The organism is Acidobacteriota bacterium, assembly GCA_039028635.1.
Classification (GTDB): domain Bacteria; phylum Acidobacteriota; class Thermoanaerobaculia; order Multivoradales; family JBCCEF01; genus JBCCEF01.
Map to the genome: position 1 here is coordinate 19,757 of JBCCHV010000068.1, position 15,006 is coordinate 34,762.

The window sequence follows — 15,006 nt, forward strand, 5'->3', positions numbered from 1 at the left end:
GCGTTCGCTGATGTTTCCGCAACCGATCGGAGATCGGTTCACCACCGAGCAGGGAATCAGCCGGGCAAGCGCGCCACCAGCGACTGTCCAATCTCGGCCAGGGCCCGGAGATCGGTCGGTTCCTCGGCGAGCAGCGGCAGCCCGACCAGCGGCCGCGCCTCCCCCACCAGGCCGCGCAGCATCTCGAAGCCGCGCCGATCGCGCTCCCCGAGCCAGGAGAAGAGGGCACCCGCCTCACCGACCGGTCGCTCGACCGTCGGATGCATGCGGTTGACCACGATCGGGCCCAGATGGTGTCCGGCTTCCTGGAGCTTGCGCGCGAAGAACAGGGTGTCGGCAATGCGCTCTTCACCGGGCCCCGCCACCAGCAGAAAACGCGTCCGGCTCGACCCCAGCATCTCTTCGACCTTGCGGGCACGGCGCCGGAAGCCGTCGAACAAGGGACCGAAGGCCTGGAAGAACTCGGCCATGTCGCGCAACAGATCGAGACCGACGATCTCGTCCAGAAAGCGCTCGAAGCGACGTCCGATGGCCCCGAAGCGGGTCGTTCCGCGCAACCTCCCCTGGTCGTCGAACCAGGGTTTGAGGGCAATCCTGAGGGCCCCGCTGTCGAGAAACTGAACGATGCGCGACGGCGCCTCGAGGAAATCGAGGGCCTGGCGGGTCGGGGGCGTGTCGAGGATCACCTGCTGATAGCGGCCTTCCGACTCGACCTCGAACAAGCGCTCGACGGCCATGTACTCGAGGATGCCCGCCAGCGAGCCGGAGAGGTGCCGGTAGAAGCGGTTGTCGAGGATCCGCCGCCGCGCCGCATCGTCGGGGGCATAGCGCTCGATCAGGCGATCGAAGGTGCGGCCGGCGTCGAGCAGGCTGGCGGCCAGGCGACCGGGACCGGCGGCCGGCACCTCGATCTCTTCGTCCCGCGCCGCCTCGCCGACGCCGAGGGCATCCTTGAGGCGCAGCGAGGGATCGAAGGTCATCACCAGCGTGTCGCGCCCGGCCTGCGCCGCCGACACCCCGAGGGAAGCCGCCAAGGTGGTCTTGCCGACGCCCCCGGAACCGACCACGATGAGCAGCGGATTCTGCTCCGACAGCAGGCTCATGGCCGGACCCCGCGAGGTCCGACCGGCGACCTTTCGGAAACCAGCGGCATCACGCCAGCCCTCCTCGGTGCAAACGCTCCGAAAGCTGCGCGATGAGCTGCGGGCCGCGATCCATCGGCAGCAAGGGCAGATCGAGGCGCGGACCGTCCCAGGCGGCATCGAGGCGCCCGAGCTCGCTCTCATTGAGGGCTCGCCGGCGCCGCCAGAGATCTTCGGCACCATCCTCCGTCGCCGCCGGATAGAGGCCGTTGACCACCAGCAGGTCGGGCTTGCGCCCGAGCTCCGCGGCCAACGCCACCCGCAGCTCGAGCACCTCTTGGACGGGCATCTCCTCGGCGGTGGTCACCGCCACCACCCCGCAGCGATCGTCGTCGGCGACGAACTCCGCCAGGCGACGGCCGAGCTCACCAAAGGGCCCCTTCTCGACCACCTCGGCGAGCAGCCCGGGGGCCGCCAGCAGCGAGACCCCATGACCGGTCGCCGGGGCATCGAGGATCACCAGATCGAAGGCCGGCCCGCCGATGCCCTCCAGACGGCGCAAGGCATGGCCCAGGATCGCCACCTCCTTGAGCCCCGGCGCACCTTCCGTGAAGTGCTCGTAGACCGGGCTCGCGATCACCCGCTTGGAGAGCAACGCGATCTTCAAGCGCTCGCGTACGATGTCGTCGACGACGTGACGCGGCTTGAGGTTCTGCACCGACAGGCCGGGAAAAACCTCCACGATCGCGCCCCCGGAGGGCGGCGTCGCGAACATCTGATGCAGGTTGTCGCGCGGGTCGACCTCGATCACCAAAACTCTCAGAGGACGGACCTTGGCCAGACGGTGGCCGAGGGCCGCGGCGACGGCGGTCTTGCCGACGCCACCCTTGCCGGTCACGACCAGCAGCCGGCGCAACGGTGAGAGGAGAGGCGATTCGTTCATCGGGAGACGGAACGCGGCAGATCTTCGCCGCAGTGCGTCGAGACTATCACCGAGCCACCTCGGAGCCATGCGCAGGGTGTGGTAAAACGCGCCCATGGCGTTTCCCGAGACCCGTCTCCGCCGCCTTCGACGTCGCCCCGAGCTTCGCCGCCTGGTGCGGGAAACCCGCCTGGCGCCGGAAGACTTGGTGTTGCCGCTGTTCGTCCGCCCCGGCCAGGACGTTGCCCAGCCGGTGCCTTCCATGCCGGGCGTCGACCAGCTCTCCGTCGACCGCCTGGTCGAGACCTGCCGGGGCGCCGTCGACGAAGGCCTCTCGGCGATTCTGCTCTTCGGCCTGCCGGAGCACAAGGATGCCGTCGGCAGCTCGTCCTGGTCCCCGGATGGCATCGTGCAGCGAGCCCTGGAGGCCCTCGACCGCGCTCTTCCGGAGCTCGTCACCATCGTCGACCTGTGCTTCTGCGAATACACCGACCACGGCCACTGCGGGGTCCTGGCGGGAGACACCGTCGACAACGATGCCACCCTCGAAAACCTGGCCCGCCAGGCGGTCTCCTTGGCCACCGCGGGAGCCGACATCATCGCCCCGTCGGACATGATGGACGGCCGCATCGGGGTCATTCGACGGGCCCTCGACGACGCCAGCTTCACCGACACCCCGATCATGTCCTACGCTGCCAAGTTCGCCAGCGCCTTTTACGGCCCGTTCCGCGACGCCGCCGACTCGGCACCGGCCTTTGGCGACCGGCGCAGCTACCAGCTCGACCCGGCCAATGGCCGCGAAGCGCAGCGCGAGGCGCGCCTCGACATCGACGAAGGCGCCGACCTGCTGATGGTCAAGCCAGCCCTGCCCTATCTCGATGTTCTAGCCGAACTGCGGCGCTCCTGCGATCACCCCTTGGCGGCCTACCACGTGAGTGGCGAGTACGCCATGCTGAAAGCCGCCGCCGAACGCGGCTGGATCGACGGCGATCGCGTGCTGATGGAGTCGCTGGTAGCCATTCGGCGCGCCGGCGCCGACCTGATCATCACCTACGGCGCCCGCGACGCGGCGCGCCTGCTGGCGAAAGGATGGCAACCCTGAATCACCTCGAACGCGCCTCGCGGGTACTGCCCGGCGGGGTCAACTCCCCGGTTCGGGCTTTCCGTGGCGTGGGCGGCGATCCGGTTTTCGTGCGCGCCGCCGAAGGGCCCTGGCTGATCGCCGAGGACGGGCGCCGCTACATCGACTACATCGGTGGCTACGGTCCCCACATCTTGGGCCACGGCTACTCTGAAATCGCCGCCGCGGTGAGCGAAGCGCTGTCCCGCGGCACCGCCTTCGGGGCCCCGACGGTGGCCGAGATCGAGCTCGCAGAGCTGGTGATCGACGCTATTCCGTCGCTCGAGATGGTGCGCCTGGTGAACTCCGGAACGGAGGCCACCATGTCGGCCCTGCGGGTCGCCCGGGCGGCCACCGGTCGTGACCGGTTCGTCAAGTTCGAGGGCTGCTATCACGGCCACGCCGATCCCTTTTTGGTGGCTGCCGGCTCCGGCGCCGCCACCCTCGGCGTGCCTTCCTCGCCGGGGGTCCCGGAGGCGGTGACGGCCGATACCCTGCTCGCTCCCTTCAATGACCTCGCGGCGGTTCAGGAGCTGTTCGCCCGCCACGCGGACATCGCCGCCGTCTTCCTCGAGCCGATCGCCGGCAATATGGGGCTGGTCCTACCGCAGCCGGGCTTCCTCGAAGGCCTGCGAGAGCTCTGCGACCGCCACGGTGCGCTGCTGATCTTCGACGAGGTGATGACCGGGTTCCGCGTCGCCTGGGGCGGAGCCCAGGAGATTCTCGGCGTCCTGCCGGATCTCACCACCTTCGGGAAGGTCATCGGAGGCGGCCTGCCGACCGGCGCCTACGGCGGTCGGCGCGATCTGATGAGCATGGTCGCCCCCGCCGGCCCGGTCTACCAAGCCGGCACCCTGAGCGGCAACCCTCTAGCCGTCGCCGCCGGCCTCGCCGCCCTCCGTCAGCTCGACGGGAGCGATGCCTACGAACGCCTGGAGGCTTCCGGAGGGAGCCTTCAGCGCGGCTTCGAGGCCGCTGCCCAGCACCACGCCATCCCACTGCAGGTGCACCGGCAGGGCTCGATGCTCGGTCTCTTCTTCACCGCCGATGAAGTGCACCGTGTCGAGGACGTCGATGCCTCCGATCACGACCGTTTCGGGCGGGTGTTCCACCACCTGTTGGCAGCCGGCGTTCACCTGCCACCTTCACCCTACGAGTGTCTTTTCATATCCCTCGCCCACGGCGAGGCCGAGATCGCGCAGACGGTCGAGAGCTTCGACCGAGCTCTGGCGGCCGAAAAAGATCATCGGAAGAGCTGAAGATACCCCGCGCCCATCCATCAACGGCTATAATGAAGCAGCCACCGATGGACTCGAGGTCCAAAAGGCCAGAGGAGGGATCCGAAGAGTGAGTCACATCATTGCAGAACCCTGTGTCGGAGTCAAAGATACGGCCTGCGTGGATGTTTGTCCCGTCGATTGCATTTACGGCAAGGACGAGGACTTCGAAATGTTGTTCATCAACCCCGAAGAGTGCATTGACTGCGGGTTGTGCGTCGATGCCTGCCCGGTGGAGGCGATCTTCCCGGAAGAGGAGATTCCGGAGAACTGGGAAGCTTTCATCGCCAAGAACTACGAGCACTTCGAGCTCGACCCCCCCTAGGGCGAACGCCAGCGCCGATCGGCGCACCCACCTCGACTCGAAGCCTGGGCGCGGAGCAATCCGCGCCCTTCCTGCATTAAGCCCTCACCGAATCCGCCTGCGTCCAGACGGGAATAGCCAGCCGGTGCGAATCGTTCTAGAATCTGAGTGCGCGAAGCTCAATTAAGTGCCTCGCACTCACACTTTCATTCCGGGGCAGCTTTGCGAAGCTGCGGATGCTGAGGAGGAGCGGGTGGAATTCAAAGACTATTACGCGACCCTGGGGGTCTCGAAGACGGCCTCCGCGGACGAGATTCAAAAGGCCTACCGCAAGCTGGCCCGGAAATACCACCCGGACATCAACAAGGAGGCCGCCGCGGAAGCCCGCTTCAAGGATATCGGCGAGGCCTACGAGGTGCTCAAGGACCCCGAAAAACGCCAGCGCTACGACAACTTCGGGGCCGATTGGAGTCGCACCGGGCAGGGCCCGACGGGCAATCCCCCGCCGGGCTGGGAGCACATCTTCGATCTCGGTGGACAGGGCTTCGGATTCGGTGGCGCGACCAGCGGCGGCGCCGCCGCCGGCGACTTCAGCTCGTTCTTCGAATCCCTCTTCGGATCCGCCGGGCCGCGGTCGCGGCGCGCCGCCGGGCGCCCCGGCAAGGGCCGCGACGTCGAAGCCAGTCTCAGCCTGAGTCTCGAAGAAGCGGCGCGCGGCGGGGCCCGCGAGGTCACCTTGCGGGATCCGCAGACCGGCGCCCGTCAGACCCTCTCGGTCAACCTGCCGGCGGGGGTCAAGCCCGGTCAGCGGGTGCGCCTTGCCGGCAAGGGAGACCCGGGAGCCGGCGGCGGCCCGGCCGGAGACTTGCTGCTCAAAGTCCAAGTGCCGCCTCACGCCAGGTTCCGACTCGATGGCAACCACCTCCACACCACCGTCGAGGTGACCCCTTGGGAGGCCGCCCTCGGCGCTCCCGTAGAGATCAGCACCCTCGACTCGAAGGTGCGGGTCAAGATCCCGCGCGGCTCGTCGTCGGGCCGCAAGATACGCCTCGCCGGCAAAGGGTTTCCGAGCAAGAACGGAACCGCCGGCGACCTTTTCGCCGAGCTCTCGATCGTGGTTCCCAACGCCGACGAGCTGACCGAAAAGGAAGCCGAGCTGCTCGAAGAGCTCGGCCGAATCTCGAGCTTTACGCCCCGCGGCGCCTAGCGCCGCCGAGGGCTTTGATGCGAAGGAGAGATAGACCATGGACATCAACCGACTGACACTCAAGTCTCAGGAAGCGTTGCAGTCCGCCCAGACCTCGGCGGTGCGCTTCGGTCACCAGCAGGTCGATTCGGAGCACCTTCTGCTGGCCCTGCTGCAGCAGGCGGAAGGCCTGGTTCCCCGCCTCCTGGCGCGCATGGAGCTCGCCGTCGAGCCCCTGGCAGCGCAGGTCGAGGCGACCCTGACCAAGCGCCCGCAGGTCTCCGGCCCGGGCGCCGAAGCGGGCAAGATCTATCTCACCGAGGAGCTGCAGCAGCGTCTGGTGCGAGCCGAGGACGAAGCCCGACGGCTGAAGGACGACTACGTCTCCGTCGAACACCTGATGCTGGCTCTGATCGATGGCGGCGGCGCCGTCGGACAACTGCTGCGCGACGCCGGCCTCGGGCGCGACGCCTTTCTCGCCGCCCTCACTGCCGTGCGCGGCTCTCAGCGGGTGACCAGCGCCAGCCCGGAGGGCTCCTACGAGGCCCTCGAGAAGTACGGCGTCGACCTCGTCGCCGAGGCGCGACGCGGCAAGATGGACCCGGTCATCGGCCGCGACGCGGAGATCCGGCGAGCGATCCGGATCCTGTCCCGCAAGACCAAGAACAACCCGGTCCTGATCGGAGAGCCGGGGGTCGGCAAGACCGCCATCGTCGAAGGCTTGGCGCAGCGCATCGTGCGCGGCGACGTGCCCGAATGGCTGAAGGATCGCGCCATCTTCTCCCTCGACATGGGCTCCCTGCTGGCCGGCGCAAAGTTCCGCGGCGAGTTCGAAGAGCGCCTCAAGGCGGTGCTCAACGAGGTCAAGGAGAGCGACGGCCGGATCCTGCTGTTCATCGATGAGCTCCACACCATCGTCGGTGCCGGCAAGACCGAAGGCTCCCCCGACGCCGGCAATCTGCTCAAGCCGATGTTGGCCCGCGGCGAGCTCCATTGCCTCGGCGCCACCACCCTCGACGAGTACCGCAAGCACATCGAGAAGGACGCCGCCCTCGAACGCCGCTTCCAGCCGATTCAGGTCGACCAGCCGACGGTGGAAGACACCATCTCGATCCTGCGCGGCCTCAAGGAGCGCTTCGAGGTGCATCACGGCGTCGCCATCCAGGACAATTCGCTGGTGGCGGCGGCGACCTTGTCGAACCGCTACATCAGCGACCGCTTTCTGCCGGACAAGGCGATCGACCTGATCGACGAAGCCTGCGCCATGATCCGCACCGAGATCGACTCGCTGCCGGCGGAGCTCGACGAGGTCACCCGCAAGGTGATGCGCCTCGAGATCGAGGAGGCGGCCCTCGACAAGGAGAAGGATCGTGCCAGCCGCGAGCGCCTCGAGGCCCTGCGCCGGGAGCTCGCCGACCTCAAGGCCCAGGCCGACGCCATGCGCGCCCAGTGGGAAGCCGAGAAGCAGAGCATCGAAGGAGTGCGGCAGCTGCGCCAGGAGATCGAGCAGGTGCGGCGTGAGATCGAGACCGCCGAGCGCGAGTACGACCTGCAGAAGGCGGCCGAGCTTCAGCACGGCCGGCTGCCCCAACTCCAGGCTCAGCTCGAAGAGCGCGAGGCGGGCCTGGCGGCCAAGCAGGCCACCGGCGGCCAGCTCTTGCGCGAAGAGGTCACCGACGACGAGGTCGCCGAGATCGTCTCGCGCTGGACCGGCATCCCGGTCACCCGCCTGGTCGAGGGCGAGCGCGACAAGCTGCTACGTCTCGACGAGATCCTGCATCGCCGGGTGATCGGACAGGACGAAGCCGTGCAGCGGGTGGCGGACGCGGTCATCCGGGCGCGTGCCGGAATCAAGGATCCGCGCCGCCCGATCGGCTCGTTCCTGTTCCTCGGCCCCACCGGCGTCGGCAAGACGGAGCTCGCCAAGACCCTGGCGGAAGCCCTCTTCGACAGCGAGGAGAACGTCGTCCGCATCGACATGAGCGAGTACATGGAAAAGCACGCCGTGTCGCGACTGATCGGTGCCCCACCGGGGTACATCGGCTACGAGGAGGGTGGCCAGCTCACCGAGGCGGTGCGGCGCAAGCCTTACTCGGTGATTCTGTTCGACGAGATCGAGAAGGCCCATCCGGACGTCTTCAACGTTCTGCTACAGATGCTCGACGACGGTCGCGTCACCGACTCCCAGGGGCACACGGTGGATTTCAAGAACACCGTCATCATCATGACCTCGAACATCGGCTCGCCCCACCTGCTCGAAGGCATGACCGCCAGCGGTGAGATCTCCGAAGCGGCCAGGGACGCGGTGATGGCCGATCTGCGGGGACACTTCCGGCCGGAGTTCCTCAACCGCGTCGACGACACGGTGCTGTTCAAGGCCCTCACCCTGAGCGAGATTGAGCAGATCGTCGAGCTCCTCCTGGGGGACCTGCGGCGACGCCTCGAGGACCGCAACATCGGTCTCGAAATGACCGTCGCCGCCCGCGCCCACGTCGCCCGCAGCGGCTACGACCCAGTCTACGGCGCCCGGCCCTTGAAGCGCTACCTGCAGCGCCAGCTCGAGACCAAGATCGGCCGCGCCCTGATCGCCGGCGAAGTCCCCGACGGAGCGATCTTGAAGGTCGATCTGCAAGACGGCGAGCTGCAGGTCGAGGTGGCCCAGGCCACCGCCGAAGCGGTGGCCTAGGGAAGGCTTGGGGCGAGCGCACGGCGTAATTCACCGCGCGCTCGCCGGGCCTACTCTTTGGACCGCGCCGGTAAATAGATCGCGAGCGGGCAGATCGGAGGTCCGACCCGCGCCAGGCGCTCGAGGATTTCCTCCGCCTTCTGCTCCTTGGGCATCGCTTGGAGCTCGGTGAGCCCGGCATAGTACAGGCGCGTACTTGCGCTTCCCCCGGTGCCTCCGACGCACGAGGCTTGGCAGCCCTGGGGCTCTATGTAGCAGTGCTTGCTGCAAGCCATCGCAAGCGCTGCCTTCAACCCTCCTTCGAGGATCTTTGGAGACGTGTAGCCGCCGGGAACATTGGCGTAGGGATTGAATCCTTCCAGCAAGTCGAGGTCGCGAAGTCCCCCGAAGTCGAAATCCACACTCGCCGTGCTCGCCGTGCTCGCCGCGGCGTGCCGGTGCCCCAGAACTACTTCCCGAGGATCATCCAAGCCCAGCGGGAACCGAGGCGATTCGAAGCGCTCGACAAGACTGGGATCGAGCCAGTGTTTCTGGTGCTGACACAGGCCTGCCGATTCGGCGATCAGGGTGTACTTCGGGTCCTCCAGGGAGAGCTTCGGCGGCTCGAAGAAGGTCCGACAGGAGAGCGGGAAACCGGCATCCGCATCGCTTTCGCTGACCTGCGGCATGCCCCGACGGGCACCGTTGTCGAGCAGTTGCCAGTACTCCACCAGATGGTGAGACAGCGTCGTGTGCGCGGCGCCCGAAGAGCCCAACCAGGCTTTGATCGTCGCATCGAGATCGATCGGCAAATGCATCAGCGCGATTCGCACTTCGCCGGCCTGGTCCGGCACCAGATGGATCGTCTGCTCGACCTCGGAATCCATCTTGGACAGCTTGACGGTCACCCGATCACCCGGCAGCTCGACCTCGAAGATCGCCCCGTTGGCGAGAAATTGAGAGTGAGCCACCTCCGGCGGATGGAAAGTGAAGGAGTGTTGAGTGGCCATTCCGGAAGCGTCTCCATGCTCCCCGACCAAACCACAGGGAACCACCCAGTCGAAGGAGAACTGTCCCCGAGCCGTCACCAGGTCGGCACTCGGTACGGCGAGCAGAGCCGATTCGGTGATCGCCGCCTCGGCGTTCAACAACACGGGCAGGCTCAGGAGGTGGCCCTGGCTATGCCAGATAGGAACCGACTTCTTGGCTCGTTCCCCCACCACGTCGACGTCTTCGCGCTCGAGCCGGCGCAAGCAGACGCCCTCGTCTTTCCAAGCGACCTGGCTGTCGTCACAGGCAACGTCGACTGTTGGATCGAGATCGCCATGCCGAAACGCGAACAGAGCTTCGTGATGGGGCACGCTGCCCCCGATGTGGCCGACATGGGACTCGACCTCGGGAAAAATCAGCGTCACTTCATCGCTTCCCGGCTGAGTCACCACTGCCAAGAGGCCACTCACCAGGATCTTCAGGGTTATTCCGGTCACTTTCACCTCCGCACGGACAATCTTCGAAAAACTGCTTCCACTGCCCTGAAGATCGGACAGCGGGAGCAGTTTTCATCATCCGGCGGTGCGCTCTTGGCCGCAGGACATCCGTCCCGCGGGGGGCCGTCGGCTCACCCGCTGCCGAGAACCTGGAAGGCCGCCCAGACCTTCACCCACGAGGCTCCCCCGCTGCGCTCCCGAAGACGATTCAAGGTTTCGACCTGAGCCGTCTGAAGGGCCTCGGCCGGCCCCTTGTCCGCGAGCTGGTGATGGAACGTGGCCATCATCTTGAGAGTCTCGCGATCGTCAACCCTCCATTGACTCGACACCACCGAGTGACTGCCGCTGAGCAAAAAGGGCCAGGCCAAGCTGATCGTGCCCTCGCCGGCAGTGACCTCGCCGACAGCCGTCTCGCAGGCCGATAGGACGACGATGTCGAACTCGATTCCCGAGGAGTCGAGCAGGCGGGCCACGCTCACCGGATCCGCGGCAAGACGCGGGTCGGCCGAGGCCAGCAAGAGGCGGGAGGCGAGAGGTCGATCCTTGCTCGCCTGGCCGTGGGAGGCGACGTGCAGCAACCGCGACCCTGCACCTGCGGCCACCAGGTTGTCAAAGCTGGCCTGATCGCCCAGCAGAGGCCGGCCACCATAGACGGCGGCAATCAGACGCGCTTCGTCCTCGGCGAACTCGAGCCGCCCCAGGGCATGCTCCTCGGAACCCGCGAATGCCATCACCAAGGCTTCCTCGATGCGGGATGATCGGCGGTCGAGGCGTTGCTGCAACTGCGAGTAAACGACAGCGCTCGGGCTCACCACCAGGGCGACCTCTTCGATCAGGAAGCGTTCGCCGAGAAGCGCGGCGAAGGGAACCTGGTAGAGGTTGCCGTCGGGCACGATCACCAACCGCTCCAGATCGGCGAGCTCGACCTGGTCGAGCCACGGCGCGATCAGAGCCTTATGGAGCTGGCGCAGCCGCGGCAGGACGTGCTCCTCCTCGGCGCGCGGGTTCTCGATTCGGCGCCGCAGCTCGAGAATGGTCGCCTCGAGATCCGTCGCCCCCTGGCCCGCGCTCAGCAGCTTGGTGCGCAGTCCTCCGGCGTCGAGCCACCAGCCATAGAGTCGCCGATCGCCCCCAGCTCCCAACCAGTGGAAGCTCAGGACCGCCGTTGCCGGCGGCAGCTCGATCTCGCGGGGCGAATCGAGCTCCCCGAAAGCGCGCAGGAGGACCTGTCCGCGGCCCGATTCGCTGAACTCGAATGCGCCCTGGTCCGGGGAGTCTTCCAACGCTCCCTGCACCAGCCCGTCGTAGATCGGTCGGGCACGACGAGCCCAGAAAGCGATGTCAATCGGGCTGGCGAGCCTGTCGGCCTGTTCCTCGACCTGCTTACGGGCCTGCTCGAATTGCTCCATCGCCAGGTCGAGATCGCCAGCCCGCAGAAAGGCCCAACCCAGCGCGGCCTGCTCGAAGGGAACTTCCTCGAACATCTGCCTCGCCTGCAGCAGACTCAATCGCTCGCCGCGGTGCTCGATCTCTTCCTCCGGCGACTCGGCGAAGGCCGCCACCATCCCGAGCTCCTGCAGGCGAACCGCATCGCGGAGGGCGTCGCCGCCGATGCGTTCGGCCGCCCTGCGGCGCTCTGCCTCGAGGTCCCGCGCCATCTCCCGTTGGCCACCTCGAAACAGAACCTTCTGCAGGTCGGCATAGCCGTCCTGGACAAGCAGCTCATCGCTGCTCTCGAGAGCGATCGTGACCGCTTCGCCCTGAACCTCGATCGCCGCCCGCCGCAGTCCCGCCGCCGAGGCCACTCGCTCCGCGGCTTCGATCACCCGAAAGTGACTCTTGAAGGTCAGCTCGTCGAAGGTCACCCCCCAGGCCGCGGCCAGTGACTCCCAGGCTCCCGGCAGATCCTGCAGAAATTCACCCCGGACGATCGCCAGCGACGCCTCCTGATCGGCGAGGCCGCCGCCATCGCCGATCTCCTGCGCCAGCCGGCCCGCGGCCCGCAAGAAGCCAACGCCGGCCGACAGATCGCCGAGGTCCCGCTCCACCAGACCGCGGAGACGCAAGGCCAAAATCCCGACCCGCCCATCATCGGCGCTGCTCTGCCATGAACTCAGCCCCGCCAAGGTTTCCCCGTGATGCCAGCGCAGGTAGTTCCACAGGGCGCGGTAGTAGGTCAGCCACGGCTCCAGGGGCAGGTCGAGGCGCGCGATATCGCGCTCCAGCAGCGGTATCAGCTCGCTGGCCCGCTCGACCTTCCGCGGGTGGGTCAGGAGGGCCCCTTCGAACTCAATCCACCGCGAGATGGCCTCAGCGGCCCGGTCGTTGGAGCTTCTCAGGTGGTCGGCCAGGGCCACCATCGAGGCGTTCCCCGGCACAGCCCGGGAAGCGGTCTCGAACACCGACAGAGCCTCGCGACCGGCAGCGCCCGTCGGTGCTTGGCTCCAGGCTTGGAGGGCGAGATCGGCGACCCGTAACGCCAGACTCGGAGCGACCGCAAGATCTGCCTCGAGAGCACCTCGGCGCCAGTTCTCGAGTAGCTCAGGCCACTCGGCGGAAAGGGCCGCTCGGGGCGGTTGCTGATCTTTCTCGGCCAGCCACTGGGCGGCCTCGTCGCCGAATCGGCCATCGTCGAGGAGTCCCTGCCAGCGCCGGCGAGCCTGGCGAGTCAAACCGAGCTGGCCTGCGATCACCGCCCGATTGCGCTCAAAGAGTGGCTCCTCCGGAAGGGCCAACGCCAGGTCGAGAGATCGAAAGGCATCGGCGATCGATTCGCGATGGAGGAAGCGCGCCCACAGGGCGACCGAGGCCGCGTTCATGGTCCCGGGATCGACGGCCCCGGCCTCGATCTCGTCGAGTAGAGCCGCAACCTCGCGCTCCGGGAAAGCGCCCGCTGCGAAGCTCTGGCCGCGCAACAAGCTGCCATCGGCTGGATCCGAGGGAAGTTGGCGGGTGGCGTCCGTCAAAAGGGGCAGGGTTCCCTTTTGGCGTTCCAGCCAGGCGCGTAAATCCCGCAGATCGTCGGACGCCTTGTTTTCACCACAACTGAGAGCCGACAACAGCAAGATCGAGCCGAACACCACCCAGCCAAAGGATCGCTCCTTCATGATTTCTCCTCAAACTTCAAGCTCCGCAACGCGGGGAAATTGCCATCGGTCACGCTCTTCGAGCCCACTGCGGGATCCTCCCATCGACCGACTTACTGCCTCTCCCAAAGCAAGACGGACTCCGGTCGCGTCCTTTGAAGCCCGCGCCGGCGCGGCTTCCAGCTCAGAGGCGACTCGCCACCCGGGACCGGTACCACCCGGCATGTGGCCACGATCAAAGGTCTTTCCTCGGAAGCCAAGAACTTTAGAGAGGTATAATGCACCTCTATATCCTCATCAAGGGAAAAGGCTTTCAATGTAGGTCTTTCGAGAGATTTCGATGGTCGCTGGAAGGCCCGGCGAAAGGCGCCGACCAGCCTGGGAGGTTCTTTGCGGGCAGCTCAGCTTTACGAGGAGCATTTCGAACGCATCGAGCGGAGTATCCGCCTCAATCTGGCGCGCCATGGCATCCGCGGCGCCGATCGAGACGACTATTACCAGGATGTTCACTTTTTCCTCATCGAGGATGAATATCGTCGCGTCGCTGCCTTTCGCGCCGAGAGCAGCTTCGGAGGCTTCATCGATCAGGTGGTCCGCGCCCTGGTGCGAGATCTCATCCGGCGACAGAATGGTCGCCTCAACCGCTCGTCCGCCGCCGCTCAGCGGGCCGGTCTGACGGCCATCGAGCTGGAGCATCTGCGGCGCCAAGGTATGTCCGAGGAGGAGGCGACCCGACGGCTCCTCGATGAAGGATGTCGCAAATCGCGCCAAGAGCTCGCCGAGCTCTGGCTCGAGACCCGAGACCAGGCGCGACGGCAACTCGTGCCGGACGACCTCCTGGACAGCCATCCGGCTCCCGGTCGCCGACCGGGTGAGACGCCCGAAACCGAGCTCGAGGTCCGTCGGCAGCGCTTCGAGACCATTCTGCAGGGCATTCTGAGCATCCTCACCGGCGTCGACCTGCTGTTCGCTCAGCTGGTCTTTCGAGGAGTCCGGGTCACCGATATCGCCCCTATGGTGGGCGAAGATCGGACCCGCCTCTACCCCAAGCGCCGCCGCCTCTTGGACCGGCTGCGCAAAGCCTGCGAAGATGAAGGGCTGAGTTGGGATCAGCTCACCGAGGTCGCGGACTGGCCGGGCCTCTATTTCGACCTCGAGGCGGACGAGCTGCCGAGGCCGCCATCGGCAGCTCGCGGGGAGTCGTCGACAAAGACACAAAATTTCCAGCGCCGTCCGACTTCTTAAGCGTAGAGCCGAAAATGAATACCGCCCAACCAGATCAACCAGCGCCCTGCCTCGATGCCCAGGATCTCGCTGCCTTCGTCGAAGGGCGCCTGCCGCAGGATCGGCACCAAGCCGCGATTCGGCACCTGACGGCCTGCGAGGAGTGCCGCGAGGCGGTCGCCGACGGTGCCCTGCTGGCTCGCGAGATAACGACCGAAGAGTCAGGCCAAGAGGCACCTCCAGCCGCCCCAGCGACTTTCCCCACCGCCGTCCCAGCGCGCCCGGAACGCAAGAGCCCAGGCACCCTACGCTGGGCCTTGGGGCTGGCCGCCGCGGCGGCCCTCGCCGTCGTTGTGCTGCTGCCTCAGCGGGGTCTGACCAGGACCGACGACTGGGTGAGCTGGATCGAGCCCGGCACAGCGATCGAGCTCGGCGATCCGGAGGTCTCCCGAACGCGAGGAACAGCCCTCGATCAGAGCTCCTTTCTGGTCGGAGTTCACTTGGTGCGACTGGCGGCCGCCGAGCGCACCGGCGACCCGGAGCAGGCGGCCATCGCCCATCGCGACCTGCTGCAGGCCCTTATTCGCGACCGATCGGCGGACGAGCTGCCAAAGAGCGTCGCCGAAGTCGAGGCCTACCTCGCCTCCCTCGAC

General features: G+C 66.7%; 11 protein-coding genes. 7 read left to right on the plus strand and 4 right to left on the minus strand.

The window, feature by feature from the left end; translation table 11 throughout:
* Nucleotides 1-56: 56 nt before the first annotated feature.
* Nucleotides 57-1,103: an ArsA-related P-loop ATPase gene (locus AAF604_21490; protein ID MEM7052255.1), complete on the minus strand. Its 1,047-nt coding sequence runs from the start codon at nucleotides 1,101-1,103 to the stop codon at nucleotides 57-59.
* A 49-nt stretch (nucleotides 1,104-1,152) separates the two neighbouring features.
* Complete coding sequence (locus tag AAF604_21495) at nucleotides 1,153-2,025, minus strand: ArsA family ATPase (protein MEM7052256.1); 873 nt, start codon at nucleotides 2,023-2,025, stop codon at nucleotides 1,153-1,155.
* Between the two features lie 94 nt (nucleotides 2,026-2,119).
* Here AAF604_21495 and hemB point away from each other — a divergent pair, with 94 nt between their 5' ends.
* The 5 genes from hemB to clpB all read left to right on the plus strand — a co-directional run bounded on the left by hemB (nucleotide 2,120) and on the right by clpB (nucleotide 8,577).
* Nucleotides 2,120-3,106 carry a porphobilinogen synthase gene (gene hemB, locus AAF604_21500; GenBank protein MEM7052257.1) on the plus strand — a complete coding sequence of 329 codons (987 nt, stop codon included), beginning with the start codon at nucleotides 2,120-2,122 and terminating at the stop codon, nucleotides 3,104-3,106.
* Nucleotides 3,094-4,383, plus strand: a complete 1,290-nt coding sequence (gene hemL / locus AAF604_21505) for a glutamate-1-semialdehyde 2,1-aminomutase (GenBank protein MEM7052258.1) — start codon at nucleotides 3,094-3,096, stop codon at nucleotides 4,381-4,383. The genes hemB and hemL overlap by 13 nt, the downstream gene beginning before the upstream one ends.
* 88 nt (nucleotides 4,384-4,471) lie before the next feature.
* A complete protein-coding gene (locus AAF604_21510; GenBank protein MEM7052259.1) occupies nucleotides 4,472-4,726 on the plus strand; it encodes a ferredoxin family protein in 255 nt (84 codons plus the stop codon).
* Between the two features lie 232 nt (nucleotides 4,727-4,958).
* Complete coding sequence (locus AAF604_21515; protein MEM7052260.1) at nucleotides 4,959-5,912, plus strand: DnaJ C-terminal domain-containing protein; 954 nt, start codon at nucleotides 4,959-4,961, stop codon at nucleotides 5,910-5,912.
* Nucleotides 5,913-5,949: 37 nt separating this feature from the next.
* Complete coding sequence (gene clpB, locus AAF604_21520; protein MEM7052261.1) at nucleotides 5,950-8,577, plus strand: ATP-dependent chaperone ClpB; 2,628 nt, start codon at nucleotides 5,950-5,952, stop codon at nucleotides 8,575-8,577.
* A 50-nt stretch (nucleotides 8,578-8,627) separates the two neighbouring features.
* Here the strand turns inward: clpB and AAF604_21525 are convergent, their stop codons facing one another.
* Nucleotides 8,628-10,043 carry a hypothetical protein gene (locus AAF604_21525; GenBank protein MEM7052262.1) on the minus strand — a complete coding sequence of 472 codons (1,416 nt, stop codon included), beginning with the start codon at nucleotides 10,041-10,043 and terminating at the stop codon, nucleotides 8,628-8,630.
* Between the two features lie 131 nt (nucleotides 10,044-10,174).
* Complete coding sequence (locus AAF604_21530) at nucleotides 10,175-13,150, minus strand: CHAT domain-containing protein (protein ID MEM7052263.1); 2,976 nt, start codon at nucleotides 13,148-13,150, stop codon at nucleotides 10,175-10,177.
* 369 nt (nucleotides 13,151-13,519) lie between these two features.
* Here AAF604_21530 and AAF604_21535 point away from each other — a divergent pair, with 369 nt between their 5' ends.
* Nucleotides 13,520-14,374, plus strand: a complete 855-nt coding sequence (locus AAF604_21535) for a hypothetical protein (GenBank protein MEM7052264.1) — start codon at nucleotides 13,520-13,522, stop codon at nucleotides 14,372-14,374.
* 14 nt (nucleotides 14,375-14,388) lie between these two features.
* On the plus strand, nucleotides 14,389-15,006 hold a 618-nt coding region (locus AAF604_21540), incomplete at its 3' end, for a hypothetical protein (GenBank protein ID MEM7052265.1).

Excerpts from the sequence above, each read along its gene's own strand:
- AAF604_21530 (MEM7052263.1), bottom strand. The coding sequence starts at position 13,150 with ATGAAGGAGCGATCCTTTGGCTGGGTGGTGTTCGGCTCGATCTTGCTG.
- AAF604_21490 (MEM7052255.1), bottom strand. The coding sequence starts at position 1,103 with ATGAGCCTGCTGTCGGAGCAGAATCCGCTGCTCATCGTGGTCGGTTCC.
- hemL (MEM7052258.1), top strand. The coding sequence starts at position 3,094 with ATGGCAACCCTGAATCACCTCGAACGCGCCTCGCGGGTACTGCCCGGC.
- clpB (MEM7052261.1), top strand. The coding sequence starts at position 5,950 with ATGGACATCAACCGACTGACACTCAAGTCTCAGGAAGCGTTGCAGTCC.
- AAF604_21495 (MEM7052256.1), bottom strand. The coding sequence starts at position 2,025 with ATGAACGAATCGCCTCTCCTCTCACCGTTGCGCCGGCTGCTGGTCGTG.
- hemB (MEM7052257.1), top strand. The coding sequence starts at position 2,120 with ATGGCGTTTCCCGAGACCCGTCTCCGCCGCCTTCGACGTCGCCCCGAG.